17 protein-coding genes are annotated in these 17,494 nt (G+C 40.8%); 12 read left to right on the top strand and 5 right to left on the bottom strand.

Translation table 11 applies throughout. The annotated features are described in order from the left end of the window. Positions 1-169 precede the first annotated feature (169 nt). From CHB71_RS14250 to CHB71_RS14260, 3 genes are read right to left on the bottom strand one after another with little or no spacing between them, the layout of a single operon-like run. On the bottom strand, positions 170-913 hold the full coding sequence (locus CHB71_RS14250) for a succinate dehydrogenase/fumarate reductase iron-sulfur subunit (protein WP_221406750.1): 744 nt from the start codon (positions 911-913) through the stop codon (positions 170-172). Positions 914-937: 24 nt separating this feature from the next. Next, positions 938-2,947, bottom strand: coding sequence for a fumarate reductase/succinate dehydrogenase flavoprotein subunit (locus tag CHB71_RS14255; protein ID WP_089357617.1), 2,010 nt, complete (start codon positions 2,945-2,947; stop codon positions 938-940). Between the two features lie 13 nt (positions 2,948-2,960). Beyond that, a complete protein-coding gene (locus tag CHB71_RS14260) occupies positions 2,961-3,629 on the bottom strand; it encodes a succinate dehydrogenase cytochrome b subunit (RefSeq protein WP_089357618.1) in 669 nt (222 codons plus the stop codon). 221 nt (positions 3,630-3,850) lie between these two features. Between CHB71_RS14260 and CHB71_RS14265 the strand changes: the two genes are divergently transcribed. The 12 genes from CHB71_RS14265 (at position 3,851) to CHB71_RS14320 (ending at position 15,710) form a co-directional block, all read left to right on the top strand. Further along, positions 3,851-6,664 (top strand): T9SS type B sorting domain-containing protein, encoded by a 2,814-nt coding sequence (locus CHB71_RS14265; protein ID WP_089357619.1) that lies wholly within the window; start codon positions 3,851-3,853, stop codon positions 6,662-6,664. Next, a complete protein-coding gene (locus CHB71_RS14270) occupies positions 6,643-7,059 on the top strand; it encodes a thiol-disulfide oxidoreductase DCC family protein (protein ID WP_089357620.1) in 417 nt (138 codons plus the stop codon). Before CHB71_RS14265 ends, CHB71_RS14270 begins: the two co-directional genes overlap by 22 nt. 39 nt (positions 7,060-7,098) lie before the next feature. Beyond that, on the top strand, positions 7,099-7,977 hold the full coding sequence (fabD, locus tag CHB71_RS14275; protein WP_089357621.1) for an ACP S-malonyltransferase: 879 nt from the start codon (positions 7,099-7,101) through the stop codon (positions 7,975-7,977). 148 nt (positions 7,978-8,125) lie between these two features. Then, complete coding sequence (gene cmk / locus CHB71_RS14280; RefSeq protein WP_089357622.1) at positions 8,126-8,791, top strand: (d)CMP kinase; 666 nt, start codon at positions 8,126-8,128, stop codon at positions 8,789-8,791. Next, a complete protein-coding gene (locus tag CHB71_RS14285) occupies positions 8,781-9,671 on the top strand; it encodes a 4-hydroxy-3-methylbut-2-enyl diphosphate reductase (RefSeq protein WP_089357623.1) in 891 nt (296 codons plus the stop codon). The genes cmk and CHB71_RS14285 overlap by 11 nt, the downstream gene beginning before the upstream one ends. Before the next feature lie 139 nt (positions 9,672-9,810). After that, on the top strand, positions 9,811-11,175 hold the full coding sequence (locus tag CHB71_RS14290; RefSeq protein ID WP_089357624.1) for a Na(+)-translocating NADH-quinone reductase subunit A: 1,365 nt from the start codon (positions 9,811-9,813) through the stop codon (positions 11,173-11,175). Positions 11,176-11,182: 7 nt separating this feature from the next. Next, positions 11,183-12,373: an NADH:ubiquinone reductase (Na(+)-transporting) subunit B gene (locus CHB71_RS14295; protein WP_089357625.1), complete on the top strand. Its 1,191-nt coding sequence runs from the start codon at positions 11,183-11,185 to the stop codon at positions 12,371-12,373. After that, positions 12,360-13,100, top strand: a complete 741-nt coding sequence (gene nqrC / locus CHB71_RS14300) for an NADH:ubiquinone reductase (Na(+)-transporting) subunit C (protein ID WP_089357626.1) — start codon at positions 12,360-12,362, stop codon at positions 13,098-13,100. The genes CHB71_RS14295 and nqrC overlap by 14 nt, the downstream gene beginning before the upstream one ends. A 3-nt stretch (positions 13,101-13,103) precedes the next feature. After that, a complete protein-coding gene (locus tag CHB71_RS14305) occupies positions 13,104-13,817 on the top strand; it encodes an NADH:ubiquinone reductase (Na(+)-transporting) subunit D (protein WP_089357627.1) in 714 nt (237 codons plus the stop codon). A gap of 27 nt (positions 13,818-13,844) precedes the next feature. Next, positions 13,845-14,456, top strand: a complete 612-nt coding sequence (gene nqrE / locus CHB71_RS14310; RefSeq protein ID WP_089357628.1) for an NADH:ubiquinone reductase (Na(+)-transporting) subunit E — start codon at positions 13,845-13,847, stop codon at positions 14,454-14,456. A gap of 87 nt (positions 14,457-14,543) precedes the next feature. Further along, complete coding sequence (locus tag CHB71_RS14315; protein ID WP_089357629.1) at positions 14,544-15,101, top strand: porin family protein; 558 nt, start codon at positions 14,544-14,546, stop codon at positions 15,099-15,101. A 78-nt stretch (positions 15,102-15,179) separates the two neighbouring features. Beyond that, complete coding sequence (locus tag CHB71_RS14320) at positions 15,180-15,710, top strand: porin family protein (protein ID WP_089357630.1); 531 nt, start codon at positions 15,180-15,182, stop codon at positions 15,708-15,710. 183 nt (positions 15,711-15,893) lie between these two features. On the opposite strand, the gene CHB71_RS14325 is transcribed toward CHB71_RS14320, so the two are convergent. Both CHB71_RS14325 and CHB71_RS14330 read right to left on the bottom strand, forming a co-directional pair. After that, a complete protein-coding gene (locus CHB71_RS14325) occupies positions 15,894-16,616 on the bottom strand; it encodes a DUF547 domain-containing protein (RefSeq protein WP_089357631.1) in 723 nt (240 codons plus the stop codon). A gap of 107 nt (positions 16,617-16,723) precedes the next feature. Beyond that, positions 16,724-17,359 (bottom strand): CPBP family intramembrane glutamic endopeptidase, encoded by a 636-nt coding sequence (locus CHB71_RS14330; RefSeq protein WP_089357632.1) that lies wholly within the window; start codon positions 17,357-17,359, stop codon positions 16,724-16,726. Positions 17,360-17,494 lie beyond the last annotated feature (135 nt).

Genomic DNA, 17,494 nt, shown 5'->3' on the forward strand with positions numbered 1-17,494 from the left:
GTCTTTTGAGTTTTTGAGTCAGATTAAGCTAGCGACAATACTCGATTGTATCAAAAATGGTTACACGAAAGGATTCGGGTTGGGATGAAGGGTGTTAAAAAAACGTTAAAATTTAGAAAGCATAAAAAAAGCCGGTCTGAAACCGGCTTTGTAATGAGTTGATTTGAGTTTAGCTAATGCTGCTCTTTAAATACTCCCGATTCATGCGGGCAATGTTCTCGAGAGAGATTCCTTTTGGACATTCTACTTCACAAGCTCCCGTGTTGGTACAGTTTCCAAATCCTTCTTCGTCCATTTGCTTCACCATGTTTTGTACACGCTCTTTCGCTTCCACTTTTCCCTGTGGGAGCAAAGCGAGCTGAGAAACTTTAGCGGATACAAATAGCATTGCTGACGCATTCTTACACGTAGCAACGCACGCGCCACATCCAATACACGTTGCAGCATCAAATGCTTTGTCCGCATCATGTTTGTCAATTGGAATGGCGTTGGCATCCTGGGTGTTTCCTGAAGTGTTTACACTCACAAAACCACCAGAGGCCATGATTCTATCAAAAGAACTTCTGTCCACAACCAAATCTTTGATCACTGGGAAAGCCTTAGCTCTCCATGGCTCAATGTAGATTGTTTCGCCATCTTTAAACTCACGCATGTGAAGCTGACAGGTGGTGATCATCTCACCGGGACCATGTGCTTCGCCATTTATAAACATGGAGCAGCTGCCGCAGATACCTTCTCTACAATCATGGTCAAAAGCCACCGGCTCTTTGTCCTCTGCAATAAGCTGTTCATTCAATATGTCCATCATCTCCAGAAAAGAGCTGTCAGGTGAGATGCCTGAAACCTGATAGGTTTCCATCTTACCTTTTTCTTTGTCACTTTTCTGTCTCCAGACTTTCAGTGTTAAATTCAATCCTTCTGTTGCTGACATAATATCTTATTTATAAGAACGTGTTTTCAGTTCTATGTTTTCGTATTTCAAATCTTCCTTGTGCAGTTTAGCCTTCGATGGCTCACCGGTATACTCCCAGGCTGCTACGTAGGTAAAGTTTTTGTCATCACGCATGGCTTCACCTTCTTCCGTTTTATACTCTTCTCGGAAGTGACCACCACAAGATTCCTTTCTTTCCAGCGCATCCCTGGCGAAAAGCTCTCCTAATTCAAGGAAATCAGCCACTCGAGCGGCTTTCTCAAGCTCCTGATTAATTCCGTTAGCATTACCCGGAACACTCACTTCTTTCCAGAATTGTTCACGAATTTCTTTGATTTCTTCGATTGCTTCTTTGAGGCCTTTCTCATTCCTGGCCATCCCTACTTTGTTCCACATCACTTTTCCGAGTCGCTTGTGGAAGTAGTCAACTGAATGTTTTCCCTTATTGTTGATGAAGAAATCCATTTGCTCCTGCACGCTTTTCTCAGCTTCTTCAAATTCCTTTGAATCCGTTGGAATTGCTCCGGTTCGGATATCATCCGCCAGGTAATCACCAATGGTGTAAGGAAGTACGAAGTACCCATCGGCCAGACCTTGCATCAAAGCAGATGCTCCAAGTCTGTTTGCCCCATGATCAGAGAAGTTTGCTTCACCAATCGCATAACATCCGGGGATTGTCGTCATTAAGTTATAATCAACCCAAACACCACCCATGGTATAGTGTACCGCAGGATAAATTTTCATTGGTGTTTCATACGGATTATCCGCTGTGATTTTCTCGTACATCTGGAAAAGGTTGCCGTACTTGGCTTCAACCACTTTCGTTCCGAGTTCTTTGATCTCAGTTTCGGATGCATTGTGAATGCCTTTTATATTAGCTTCTTCCTTCCCATAACGCATGATAGCAGAACTGAAATCCAGGTATACAGCTTCTCCGCTCTCATTAGTGCCCACGCCGAATCCAGCATCGCATCGTTCTTTTGCAGCTCGTGAAGCTACATCTCTAGGTACCAGGTTACCAAAAGAAGGATACCTTCTTTCCAGGTAGTAATCCCGATCTTCTTCTTTCAGGTCTGTTGGTTTCAATTTTCCAGCTCTGATGGCTTCCGCATCTTCTTTCTTAGCAGGCACCCAAATTCTTCCGTCATTTCTTAGCGACTCTGACATTAATGTCAATTTCGACTGCTGATCGCCATGCTGAGGAATACAAGTAGGGTGTATCTGAGTGTAACAAGGATTAGCGAAGAATGCACCCTTCTTGTGGATTTTCCATGCTGCTGAGACATTCGACCCCATCGCATTGGTTGAAAGGAAGAATACATTACCGTATCCACCTGAACCTATAACCACAGCGTGTGCTGAATGTCTTTCCAGTTCTCCTGTTACTAGATTTCTTGCAATAATTCCTCTTGCTTTCCCATCCACAACTACTACATCCATCATTTCGTGACGGTTGTACATTTGGATTTTTCCTTTTCCAATTTGGCGGGACATAGCAGAATATGCACCTAGAAGCAATTGCTGACCGGTTTGTCCTTTAGCGTAAAAAGTTCGGGAAACCTGCACACCACCAAATGATCGGTTGTCAAGCAACCCACCATAATCTCTCGCAAACGGAACGCCCTGAGCTACACACTGGTCAATGATATTTGCCGATACTTCTGCCAAACGATACACGTTTGCTTCCCTGGATCGGTAATCACCACCTTTCACCGTATCATAAAAGAGTCGATAGGTGGAATCACCATCGCCTTGATAATTTTTTGCGGCATTGATACCACCCTGAGCAGCAATGGAGTGCGCTCGTCGGGGAGAATCCTGATAGCAGAATGCTTTTACATTGTAGCCCAGCTCCGCAAGTGATGCGGCAGCAGATCCTCCTGCTAGTCCTGTCCCAACCACAATCACATCAATGGATCGCTTGTTAGCTGGATTAACCAACCGAATGTTGTTCTTATAATTGGTCCACTTCTCAGCTATTGGACCTTCAGGTACTTTTGAATCTAATGTTGACATACCTATTTATTTCTTAAAGGGAATTGACATAATGAAAAACGGCGATGAAAATGAATCCAACAGGAATCAAAATCGCGTAAGCACGACCAATTTTCTCAATTGCCGGCGTGTATTTATCGTGACGTGCACCCATCGATTGAAAAGCGGACTGAAATCCGTGAAGCAGGTGCAGCGCAAGAAATACGAATGACAGGCAATAAATGATTACTCTGACTGGATTCTCGAACATGTGAACCACTTCATCATAGTATCGATCCGGGTCTTCAGCCTTTACTTCGATGTACTTGTAGTTCATTTCCGGAATCCAGAAGTCATTAAAGTGGAATCCTAAAAAAAACAGAATGAATAAACCACTCCAGATCATATTTCTCGACATCCACGATGAATTAGCTGCTCCATTGTTCTTGGCATATTTCACAGCTCGCGCATTGCGATTCTTAATTTCTAAAACAAACCCCATGATGAAGTGGAAGGCCACACCAAACATAAGAATTGGTTGCATGACAAACTGAATGAGTGGATTTGTGCCCATGAAATGGGATAGCTCATTGAATGTTTTTTCACTAAAAACTGACGTGAAGTTTATTGTGAAATGCTGCAATAAAAATATGATCAGGAAGAGCGCCGATAGCGCCATGGCAAATTTTCTGCCGATGCTGCCTGAAAAAAGTTGCTTGCTCATTTAGTTTAAGGTTATTGGATTTGCGCCAAAGGTAATTTCAGAATGCTTGTCAGACAATTCCAAATTTCATTTTGAATGGTTCTAAATAATATTCTTACTCAATGTAGGTATTAAAACTCTTGACATTGTTCAGTAAATAACTTTTAAAGCACAATTCTTGTTCGATATTTACTTATTGTGTTTTAAAAGCGTTATAGATTTACACTAGTTCAAACATCTCTATGCGGTATCTAAGGTATTTATTTCTTTCGATCTTCACTTTATTAGCGCTTATTTCAAAGGCAACACACATTCGTGCTGGTGAGGTTATTGCAAAACGGGTTTCGGGGCTAACCTACCAGTTCACTTTTATCGGATACAGGGATGTAGAAGGTGTTCCTTTTGGTCAAGGCGTATTTGATTTTGGAGATGGAGAACTCTATGGAGACGATCCGGGTGAAACGATACCCTGGGGGCAAATAGAAGATTTAGGAAATGGGGTGGAGAAATGGCAGTTTACCTTAACACATACGTACGCGGGAGGAGCTAACTATCTGGTGAGTTATAAGGAAGATTTTAGAAACGCTGAAATTCAAAACATTGCAGGGTCTATTAGCACCTCATTTTATGTAGAAACTTTAGTGGTTATCGACCCACTTATTGTCAATAGTACTCCATTTTTTACCGTACCACCGATTGATCAGGGAGTTGTTGGGGCAATCTTTGAACACAATCCCGGTGCTTTTGACCCTGATGGTGATAGCCTGTCCTATTTTTTTACTACTCCAAAGCAAGATGAAGGGTTGGAGGTCAATGGTTATCAGTCGTTGATTGATCCATCCTTTTACGATGTTTTTAATGAAGGAAATAGTATGAGAGATGGCCCTCCTGAATTAAGAATAAACCCAGTAACAGGCACACTTATATGGGATGCACCAGGAGGAGCTACCATTCCCGATATGGAGAACCGTGAGTTTAATGTTGCTTTTGTGGTTGAAGAATGGCGAAGAGTAAACGGCGAGTTGATACGACTGGGTTTTGTAACGCGTGATATGCAGATCATTATTTGGAACTACGAAAATGACCCACCTGAGCTAGAGGTTCCGGAAGATACCTGTGTGATTGCCGGAGAAATAGTTACCGGAGTAATTACAGGTACAGATCCCGATGGTGATCCTGTAAAGATCGAGGCTTTTGGAGGACCGTTCGAGCTAAGTCCTTCACCAACAGTTGATCCGGATCCCGGACAATTTCAGGGCCCACCGTCTGTCTTAAACTTCGAATGGCAGACATCATGCGGCCAGGTGCGATTGGCACCCTACGAGGTACAGTTCAAAGCTACGGATGATCCCAATATTCCTGACGTGCCAAATGCTCCCGGGCAGGTAAACTTTGAAACCTGGCGTATTACAGTGGTAGGGCCACCACCTACGGGCTTGGTTGCTGATACCAAGCCAGGAAGAAGGATTGAGCTTAATTGGGATCCCTATTCATGTAGTAATGCAGACTCAATGCAGGTGTGGCGAAGGGTAGGGGCGTTTGATATTGACCCAACGTGTAATCCGGGCATACCTGAAAATTCCGGATATGAACTGATTGAGACGCTGGATATCTCAGAAACCTCATACCTGGATACAAATAGTCCGCTAGGGTTAGCTCCGGGCTCCAAGTATTGTTACAGATTGGTAGCCTCCTTTCCTGATCCTGCCGGAGGGTTGAGTATTGCCTCTGCAGAGGCTTGTGATAGCCTTGTGATAGATGTGCCTATCATCACCACGGTAGATGTGAAAGAAACAAGTGAGACCAACGGAGAAATAGAGGTAAGGTGGACACCTCCGTATGAAATAAACCAGGCTGCTTTTCCGCCGACATATACTTATGAGGTTTTGAGGAAAGAAGGTCAGGGATTTGGTGGAAGCTTTACTTCAGTTCGCGGACCTTCTACAGATACCACTTTTAGCGATACAGGCCTCAATACAATGGATAAATCCTATTCCTATCGGATTGTGTTGTATGACAATACAAATCAGGCGGTCGATACCTCACAGCAGGCATCTTCGGTTTGGTTGAGTCCGGCTCCATTGGTTGGTGGCATTCGACTAAACTGGGAGGCGAATGTGCCCTGGTCGAACAATGTTCAACAGTTCCCATATCACTACATCTACAGGGATAATGTAGATGCCCGTGAAATTTTTGGATTACAGCTTATCGATTCAGTGGATGTAACTGGAGAAGGGTTTAGCTACCTTGATGATGGAAGGTTTAATGGCATAGATCTGGATGAGGAAATAGAATATTGTTATTACATCACCACACAAGGTTCCTATGACAATGATTTGTTACCAGAGCCATTGATTAACAGTTCACAGATCATCTGTGCTCAGCCCAATGATACCATACCTCCTTGTCCACCAATATCAATAACATTTAATGCTTCATTAACATGTGAGCAGCAGCTAGAATCTATCCCATGTGGGATAACAGATCAGTTTGCCAATGAGTTTACCTGGCAAATGGATGGCGCGGCTGAATGTGATGATGATATCCAATTCTATCGCATCTATTTTTCCAGGAGTGGTGATGAAGGGACATTTACGTTACTGGATCAAACAAATCAAATGGGTTATATACATGGTGGGTTAAGCTCCCTGGCAGGTTGTTATATGATTACCGCAGTGGACCGGTCAGGTAATGAAAGCCAACTATCTGAGGTAATCTGTAATGATAATTGCCCACGATATGTTTTACCGAATGTAATAACGCCCAATGGTGATGATAAAAATGATGTCTTCAGACCTCTAAAAGATGCTGATAACTGCAATAGATTCGTTGAATCTGTGGTGTTTAAAGTTTTCAATAGGGCAGGGGCTGAAGTATTTGAGCACGATTCAAAAGACACAGAAAAGACCATTTTTATCAATTGGAATGGCACGAATAAATCTGGCAAGGAATTACCTGCTGGTGTATACTATTACTCAGCAGAAGTTAGATTCACCAGATTAAATCCCGAAGATGAAGTTGAAGTCATAAACGGATGGGTGCAGATTATTCGGTAGAAAAACCAATCATTTTTTTTGACGGAGTTTGTAACCTGTGCAACTCTTCTGTTCTTTTTGTTATCAAAAGAGATCCAAAAGAAAAATTCTTATTTGCCTCATTGCAGTCAAAGTATGCGCAGGAAAACCTACCCTCAACCTTTACTGGTGAAGATTCAATTCAAAGCATTGTATTAAAACAACGATCTGGCATCAAGACGAAAAGTAGTGCAGCTCTGACTATTGCTAAGAACATTTCAGGAGGATGGCCAATAATGTACGCCTTCATCATTATCCCCAAATTCTTAAGGGATTGGGTTTATGATATCATTGCGAAAAACCGCTACAAATGGTTTGGTAAAAAGGATCAATGCATGATTCCATCACCTGAATTGAAAAGTCGGTTTCTCGATTAAATGGATTGGCTACTTTTGTAGCTGTATAAACAAATACCTATGAGCAAAGCATACGTTTTCCCAGGCCAGGGAGCCCAATTTTCAGGAATGGGCAAGGAACTTTATGATAACCATTCATCAGCAAAAGCCTTAATTGATCAATCGAATGACATTCTCGGTTTCGATATTAAAAACATCATGTTTTCAGGGTCGGATGAAGAGTTGAAGCAAACAAAAGTGACCCAACCAGCTATTTTTATTCATAGCGTGGTTGCAGCACTCACCTCAGATGATTTCAATCCGGACATGGTAGCAGGTCATTCGTTAGGGGAATTTTCAGCCTTGGTTGCTAATGGTGTTTTGAGTTTTGAAGATGGATTATCTCTGGTTTCTAAACGGGCAATGGCTATGCAGAAAGTCTGTGAGATGCAGGAATCTACCATGGCGGCAGTTCTCGGACTGGAAGATGAAGTTGTAGAGAGAGTGTGTGCAGAGACTGACGGAGTGGTTGTTGCAGCAAATTACAACTGTCCTGGACAATTGGTGATAAGTGGAGAGGTCGCGGCAGTTAATGCAGCTTGTGAAAAATTAAAGGAAGCTGGAGCAAAAAGAGCGTTAGTGCTCCCTGTTGGAGGTGCTTTTCATTCACCTTTGATGGAGCCAGCACGGGAGGAATTAGCAGAGGCCATTAAAAATACTAACTTCAGTGATCCAAAATGTCCTGTCTATCAAAATGTGGATGCAAAAGGTTATTCTGATGTTGACAATATCAAAAAGAACCTTGTGCTCCAATTAACATCTCCTGTAAGGTGGACACAATCTGTGCAAAACATGATGGCTGATGGTGCCTCAAGCTTTACAGAGTGTGGACCAGGAAAAGTGTTACAGGGTTTAGTTAAAAAAGTAGACAGAGCAATGGAAGTTTCAGGAATATCGTGAGAATTTCAAAGACCATATTGATGTTGATTCTTGGAGTCATTTTAATTGGATCTGAAGGGTGCAGGAAGGGACCTTCTTCTTCCCACAACAAAAACAAAAAGAAAATTAAAAGAGGTAAGCCCATCCCTTGCCCGATCAAAGATTGTTAATGAAGAAGATTGTAATCGCTATTGATGGCTATTCTGGTACTGGAAAAAGCTCTACAGCCAAACAAGTGGCCAGTCGGCTTAGTTACACGTACATTGATAGTGGAGCGATGTATCGGGCGGTAGCATGGTTTTTCATTCAAAACAAGATTGACTACTCTAATAACGAAGAATTAGTCAAAGGTCTGGAGCAATGCCACATTGAATTTCAAGGCAAGAAGCTCTTATTGAATAACCAACCTCTTGATGGAGAGTTGAGAACTATGGAGGTGAATAACCACGTAAGTTCGGTTAGCACCATAGAGAAAGTGAGGGAAAAGTTAGTAGATCAGCAACGTGAGATGGGTAAGGAAAAAGGAGTTGTGATGGACGGTAGAGATATTGGGACTGTAGTTTTTCCAGATGCTGAGCTCAAGCTTTTTATGACTGCAGATATGGATATAAGAGCAGAACGTAGGAAGAAAGAACTGGATGTAAAAGGAATCAATGAATCACTACAAAAGATCAAGGAAAATCTCAAAGAGAGGGATAGGGTTGATAGTTCGAGAAAATATAGTCCATTGAAGCAAGCGGAAGATGCAAAAGAAATTGACACTTCTCATCTAACTTTGAATCAACAGATTGATAAAATTGTTGCATTAGCTGAATCGATAATTTATGCAGGTTGAGATAGACGAAAATTCTGGATATTGTTTCGGTGTTGAATTCGCCATTCAAATGGCTGAAGATGAAATGGCCGAAGGTCAGGAGCTTTATTGCCTTGGAGATATTGTACACAATTCAATGGAGGTGGAGCGCCTTTACAATAAAGGCTTAAGGACAATCACCAGAGATGAACTTAAAGACCTAAAAGACTGTAAAGTCCTAATCCGTGCACATGGTGAACCGCCTGAGACTTATCAGATAGCAATTAAAAACAATATTGAACTTGTTGACGCTTCATGTCCGGTTGTTCTCAAACTCCAAAACCGAGTGAAGAATGCATACGATGTTGTGAAAAATAAAAACGGACAGCTTGTCATTTATGGAAAACCGGGTCACGCTGAGGTAATTGGTTTGACTGGTCAAACCGGAAATGATGCAATCATTGTAACTACAGAGGAGGATTTAGATAAGATAGATTTTTCCAGACCAATTACGCTTTACTCACAAACAACAAAGAGCACCAAAGGCTTTTACCAGCTAAAAGAGCAGATCGAAAATCGGATTGAGTCCAAAGGGCTACTTACTGTATCTGAAGACTTTAATGCCAATGACAGCATTTGCCGACAGGTTTCTAATCGAGAGCCACACATGGAAAGATTTTCTCAGAAGCACGATGTGATCATATTTGTAGCGGGTAGAAAAAGCTCAAATGGAAAAGCACTTTATAATGTATGCTTAAGCAATAATCCGAGAAGTTATTTTGTAGAAAGCGAGAAAGAAATCGATCTTGAATGGATAAATCCGGGTGATTCCATCGGAATTTGTGGTGCTACATCTACACCAACATGGTTGATGGAGCAGGTTGCAGATTTCCTGAAAGATAACGAACCAATTCCTGCTTAATTCATCAAATATTGGTGAAGCCACCTGGTTATCAATTCAAACAAGACTAAACCGCTTTTTTATTGAACTTTTGACGGGCGTTAAAAACTAGATTGATTAAGTTTGCCTCGTTTTTTAGACGTTCTCCCAAGTAAGAAATATGTCTCAGACAATTAAGCTGAAAAAAGGGTTTGATTTAAACCTGGCCGGAAAGGCAGAAAATAAGACAATAGAAGTACCGAAACCGGATACCTACGCATTAAAGCCTACAGATTTTAATGGTCTAAACAGACCGAAGGTGATAGTGAAAGAAGGTGACAATGTGAAAGCCGGTTCGCCATTGTTTTTCGAACGAAACGTTGAAGATATTCTATACACTTCACCTGTGAGTGGAGAGGTAGTAGAAATCAAACGTGGTGAAAAACGTAAGGTGCTTGAAGTGAAAATCCTTGCAGATAAAGAAATTGAATTTGAAAAATTCAAAAAGTATTCTCCATCAGATATTAACGGTATATCTAAAGAGGATGCCCTGGAGCAACTGAAAAAGTCTGGTGGATGGACTAATGTGATCCAGCGACCATATGGATGTGTTGCTGATCCTACTGATACCCCAAAAGCTATTTTCATTTCCACTTTTGATTCCAGCCCACTTGCGCCAGATTATGCCTTTGTCCTTCAGGGGCAGGAGCAATATTTTCAAGCCGGTGTTGATATTCTAAAGAAATTTACCGCTGGAACCATTCATATGAATGTGGATGGGAAAGCTGAAGTATCTCAACTGTTCTCTCAGACAAAGAACGTACAGCTAAATAAAGTATCCGGGCCTCATCCGGCTGGCAATGTAGGTGTTCAGATTCACCACCTAGATCCAATTTCAAAGGGCGACATTGTATGGACTGTAAACCCTGTAGGCGTTGCTTTGATTGGTAAACTTTTCATTGAAGGTGTTTACGACACCTCAAGGCTAGTAGCGCTTACCGGATCTCAAATGAAAGAACGGGGTTACGCCAAAATGTATGCAGGTGCTTGCCTGAATAAACTTGCTGAAAATGTGGAGGGAACTGAAAACAGGTTTGTCTCAGGAAATGTGCTGAGTGGTGAAGGTGTTGGAGCAGAGGGTTACCTTGGCTACTACCACAATCAAATCACCGTTATTCCAGAAGGAAAATACGAGGAGTTTATGGGATGGATATTGCCCTCTACTAATAAACTTAGCTTCCATCGTGCATTTGGTATGCTTACTTTCCTTAATGGTAAAAACAAAGAATTTAAGGTAGATACCAACACCCACGGCGAAGAAAGAAACTTTGTGGTGACAGGCACCTTTGAAGAAGTGATGCCGATGGATATTTTACCAACTTACTTATTCAAGGCAATATTGGCAGAAGATTATGATGACATGGAAGCCTTGGGTATTTACGAAGTAATTGAAGAGGACGTAGCACTATGTGAATTTGTAGATGTTTCTAAAAACCCTCTTCAGGAAATACTTAGAGAAGGAATCGAATTAATTAAAGAAGGATAAGGCACACATGAAATTTTTGCAGAAAAAATTTGATCAGTTAAAACCTCTTTTTGAAAAAGGAGGGAAATTCGAAAAGTTCTATCCTATCTATGAGGGTCACAGAACCATATTTTTTGCTCCCGACATAATTACCGGAAAAAAAGGAGCTCAAATAAAAGACGCAACTGACCTGAAGCGCTTAATGATGACGGTTATCATTGCCATGATTCCTTGTCTGATTTTCGGAATGTGGAATGTTGGACATCAACATTTTATTGCAACCGGAGTAGAAGCCACTCTTTTGGACAAGTTTTGGATCGGAATACTTAAAGTAGTTCCAATTATAGCAGTATCATACGGTGTTGGTCTTTTAACGGAGTTTACATTCTGTGTGATTTACCAAAGACCAGTTGAAGAAGGCTTCTTAGTGACGGGGATGCTGATCCCACTAGTCATGCCTGCAACCATACCACTATGGCAGGTTGCGATGGCTACAGTTTTTGCTGTGGTAATTGGAAAAGAAGTTTTTGGCGGTACAGGAATGAATATTTTGAATGTGGCATTGACCGCCAGGGTGTTCCTGTACTTCGCGTATCCATCACAAATCTCAGGAGATGTATGGACGTATTTAGGAGATAAAACTCCGGTAGACGGATTTTCAGGAGCAACAATCCTTGCATACGGTGCAGAAGCAGCTGCAAACAATACAAATATGATGGAATTGGCTGCAGGCCATTGGTATTCAGGCATGTTCGATTTTTGGAATATGTTCATGGGTATTATCCCGGGAAGTATCGGTGAAACATCTGTTTTGATGTGTTTGATTGGTGCGATAGTGTTGATAGCAACAGGGGTAGGCAGCTGGAAAATAATGTTGAGCGTAGTACTTGGAACATTGGCGATGGGCGGACTGTTCAACTTGACAGGAGGTAATAGCTTTATGGAAATGCCAGCTCATTATCACTTGGTGATTGGAGGTCTGGCTTTCGGTGCAGTGTTTATGGCCACAGACCCTGTTAGCGCAGCGCATACAGAAACAGGCAAATGGATTTATGGATTCCTGATAGGTGTAATAACCGTATTGATCCGAGTGATAAACCCTGCATATCCTGAAGGTATTATGTTGGCGATCTTATTCATGAATGTATTTGCGCCACTTATTGATTTTTACGTAGTAGAAGCAAACAAAAAAAGGAGATTAAAGCGTGCGACAGTCTAATTTATATGTAATCCTATTTGCCATTGGGTTAACAGTGGTATTTGGAGGTGCACTTTCCCTTACCTCAGTAGGGTTAAAGCCACTGCAAGACAAGCAGGTAGAATTGGATACCAAAAAGAAGATTTTGGGTGCAGTAATGGATATTTCAACCATCGTGGATCCGAATGAAATCCTGAGTATGTACGACGAGAAGGTAAATGCAATCGTGGTAGATATCAATGGGAATATTGTAGAGACCGATGATAAGGGAAATCCAATAGTTGCTGAGAAGGTAAACATTCAGAAGAACTACAAGCTTGATCCTCAAGAGCGACTTTATCCTGTTTTTATATTTAGTGGTAGCGGTGAAGGAGTAGACGCCTACATTTTTCCAACTTTTGGCGCAGGGCTTTGGGATTGGATATCAAGTTATGTAGCCTTTGGCCCAGACTTGAATACAGTGAAAGGAATTGCATTTGACCATAAAAGTGAAACCCCGGGGCTGGGAGCCAGAATAACTGAAGCAACCGTTCAGAATAGATTTATAGGAAAAGAAATCTACAACGATAAAGGAGAGTTGGTAAGTATCACAATGGTGAAAGGAGAAGGAAATACCGGCCTTTCAGAGCATGAGGTGGATGGTCTTTCGGGAGCAACAATGACAGCAAAAGGAGTCAACTCCATGCTTGAAAAATATTTGGAATGCTATGGAGCATTCATTGAAAAAACGAAATCTCAAAACAGCTAAAATATGAGTACTGAATTAGCAGAAGTGTCAGAAGAGTCAGCTGTAGCATTAAAGACAAAAGAACCTGCAGAGCCTTTATTTTCAAAGCGAAGGAAACGAATCGTTTCTGATCCTTTGAATGAAGATAACCCTATTACCGTACAGGTACTGGGTATTTGTTCAGCTTTGGCAGTGACAGTACAGTTTAAGCCGACAATGATTATGTCGATTGCGGTAATATTCGTAATCGTCTTTGCAAACCTCATCACTTCTTTGATGAGAAATATGATTCCGAATCGAATCAGGATTATCGTACAGCTGGCGATTATAGCTACGCTCGTAACTCTGGTAAGTGAAGTGTTGAAAGCATATAGCTATGACATGTACAAGGTACTCGGAGCATATGTAGGGCTGATCATTACAAACTGTATCGTAATGGGTCGTTTGGAAGCATTTGCAATGGCCAACAAGCCGTACGATTCCATCCTTGATGGTTTTGGTAGTGGCTTTGGATATGCTTGGATCATCCTCGTAGTGGCCTTCTTTAGAGAGCTATTTGGAGGAGGAACGGTTTTCGTTGGTACTCCACTAGAGTTTGATGTATATGGATCAATAGGAGGGCTAATGGGTACTTCATTGCAAACGAATGGACTGATGGTAGACTCGATTGGAGCGTTTATCCTTTTGGGCGTAATTATTTGGATTCAGAGAACTAAAAACGGTTACGTAGAGCACTAACCTGATAGCTAAAAGAGATTAGAAATTATGGAAGCAATTAATATAGCGATAAAGGCAATTTTCATTGACAACATGATCTTTGCTTACTTCTTAGGAATGTGTTCGTTCTTGGCGGTATCTAAGAAAGTAAAAACAGCTTTTGGTTTGGGTATGGCAGTGATTTTCGTGTTGACGATTACTGTACCTATCAACTGGTTGATTCAGGAAAAAGTATTGAAAGAGGGAGCCCTGGCATGGATAGGGACTGATTTTGCAACCATAGATTTAACCTTTCTTCAGTTTATCATTTTTATCGCGGTAATTGCGGCAATGGTACAGCTGGTAGAGATGATCATTGAGAAGTTTTCTCCGTCTTTATATGGATCACTGGGAATCTTCCTTCCATTGATAGCAGTAAACTGCTCAATACTGGGATCGTCACTATTTATGGTTCAGAGAGACTACACAATCGTTGAAGCAACAGCGTTTGGATTCGGTTCCGGTACAGGCTTCTTTTTGGCAATTATTGCATTGGCAGCTATCCGCGAGCGACTCAAGTATTCACATGTGCCGGATGGTCTCAAAGGTCTTGGAATTACAATGTTGATAACGGGCTTGATGGGACTGGCGTTTAAGTCATTTATCGGGGTTGCGCTGTAAGATTTTTATGAAATTATTGAAAAAGGGGTGGCTTTCACCCTTTTTTTGTGTCTATATTTAAGTGTTGCACAACAAATTAAAATAACAATGAAAAAGACATTATTAACGCTATCACTTGTATTTATTTCAGCAGTGGCATTTAGCCAGGCGTCAGTTGGTATTGGCCTTAAGGGCGGAGCTAACTTTGCAAATGCTAGTTCTGATTTTGATACTGATGGAATTACTTCATATCATGTAGGGGCATATGGTTTGATTAAATTAACAAATATTGGTATTCAGCCAGAATTATTATTCTCGAAACAAGGTACTAGTATTGATGGTGATGATCTTGATCTCAGCTATGTCAATATTCCTGTTATGCTAAAGTTTTATCTTCCTGCTGGAATTAACCTTCAGGCGGGACCCCAATTCGGTATGTTAACAACGGCTGAAAATACCGATGGTGAGGACGTAAAAGAATCTTTTAAGAATAGTGATTTAAGTGCTGCATTAGGTGCTGGATGGGATGCGCCGTTTGGTCTTCAATTCACAGCAAGATATGTTATTGGACTATCAGACATCAATGACGAAGGAGTTGGAGGAGAATTCAAGAACAAAACATTCCAAATATCTATAGGATATACGCTTTTTAAGCTAGGAAACTAAGGACAAGAAACCGAAATTGATTATTGGCCAGGGCTATTTTGCTCTGGCTTTTTTTTGGAGTTAAAATTGCAGTGCAGCATGAAAAGCTATCTAATACTCATTATTTCGCTGATTTTTACAACCAAAGTAATCAGTCAAACCCCCGAAGGCATTGGAATAAGGGCAGGATTAAATTACGCGGAAACTGGAATAACAGATGCAAATAAAGGCATTCATTTTGGCGCATATGGTTACGTGCGATTGTCCGAAAAAATAGGCTTGCAGCCGGAGATCCTATATTCTAAGGAAGGAAGTTTTGGAATAAATTTAAACTATCTAGATATTCCAATATTACTTAAACTTAATTCACAAAGTGGATTTAATATTCACTTAGGACCAGAAGTTGGCTATCTATTAAGTGCTAATGATGAGGATGGGTCTGATATTAAAGCATCCTATGAAAAGCTTAAATTATCTTCAGTTCTTGGTGTAGGATGGGATACACCTTCAGGCTTTCAATTCAGTACAAAATATATTTTTGGATTAACAAGAATGCCGGTAGACGATGGTTTTAAGGGCTGGGTCTATCAATTTTCAATTGGCTATACCCTTTTTCGTTTCAGCGATTAATTCAGAAATCGACTAAATCATTACAAAGAAATTAGCTGCATCACATTCAGCAGTTTTGGAGTTGATAAAAGAAGCAAAACTGCCACAGCTATACCTCCCAAAAGGATCCATATTTGTTTCCGGTTTTTCAAGGTTAGGTTTAGTTTTTAGTATAAAAACCCAACCAACAACTACCCTTACTATTTATCGGTCATTAAGCGACCAATCGTACTCCTGGAATTCTACTTTGTAATTTTCCGGTACCTTATAGAATCGATATTTATTGACGTAGTTTATCAACGAACCGGCATTGCTGATAAATTGGTCTCCATACCAATCAAATATTTTGTTTAGGATAACTTTTTCATTCTTTTGATCCACATGTACATAGTTTGGTCGATCTATGATAAGGCCCGCTCTGAAATCCAGTTGCTCCTGAAGCTTATCAGGAAAGAATGCATTGTCATTTAAGAATGGGCAGCTCCTGGCCCCACAGCCTAAAGCAAAGTGTATTCTGGGATCGATGGTCGGACCAATAAGCTTAGTGAATTCAATTGCATCTAGCGTGAGAAGCTCACCGGCTACATTGAAGGTTTTCACTTTAAAGAAGCCGGCAATATCCATTGGACTTTTTACAGGGTAATTATCTGTGATCTGCTTAATCACCATAATGTTGTATGCATTGATATAAAAAGCTGTTTTGTGATCTTGTGATTTATTAATTAAGTCATAACTAGCAATCTGATTCACCAGATTATTTAGTTTTTGAGGATTATCACTAAGCTTTCCATAGTCCACCAAACCAAATACAATTTCGTCCAATAAAAATTGATTGAACTCATCAAAAATGGTGGTAGTATCTGCGACCTGACTGAATGTAGGTATAGCAAACGTAAGGCTCATAAGGAATAGTGCTTTTTTGATCATGGCACGTGGGTTACTACATAGGTAGTACGGTTGAGACGAATTTTGTTACTGCATAAATGGAAATATGCAGTGGTTTGTATTTCACATGACAATTATACTTTATCGATCTATTGCCTAATCAACCAGCCAAAAACTTCAATGAAAGGATCTTTTTCAACAACCGTGTAGTAAAAGATTGCTCCAAGCCAACCGTGAAAGACGCCAAGCACGTAAAGGTTTCTTTCTCTTAAATAAATAATTGAATAGAGGATAGCTAAAAGAAATGTTCCAACCACCAGCCACCAATATGGGTAGTGCAGTAATCCAAACAAGGTTGAAGTAATAATTATAATAAACACCTTACTAAACCTACCTGTGCTTTCCAGGTTGCCTGCAAATAAAGCCATCAATAGAAACTGTTGTAGGGTGCCGAAAATAGGGTAGAGGAGAAGGATCGGTATAATATGCCAATGTATATTTATGGTATCCCTGATCATCCCGATACTGACGCAGGCGACTATCGCAACAATTCCATACGGAAGCACAGTTTTTAAAACTCTTGTGAAATTATCTATTCGAAAGCCCCATTCTCTTAAACTTTCGGGTGATTGTTTGATACGTTTTGTGATATAGACTCCCCAAAAGATAAACATGATAAGGATGAAGATCAATTGTTGATTCAGCACATCATAAAAAAGAAATTTACCAAGCGCGGTAAGACCTACTGCAATGATTTCAAGCCTCCGCAAATTGATTGACCTCATTATACAAATGTAATGAGATGATAAAAGGGATAACTGCTTATTGGTGATTCAAATTGGTTTGTGAAAACCTGCTTTTCGTCGAAATCGAATAAAAATACCCGAAAGCGGGTATTTCAAATAGCGGAATCGCATGTT

Origin of the sequence: Ekhidna lutea (assembly GCF_900188325.1) — a bacterium.
GTDB lineage: Bacteria > Bacteroidota > Bacteroidia > Cytophagales > Cyclobacteriaceae > Ekhidna > Ekhidna lutea.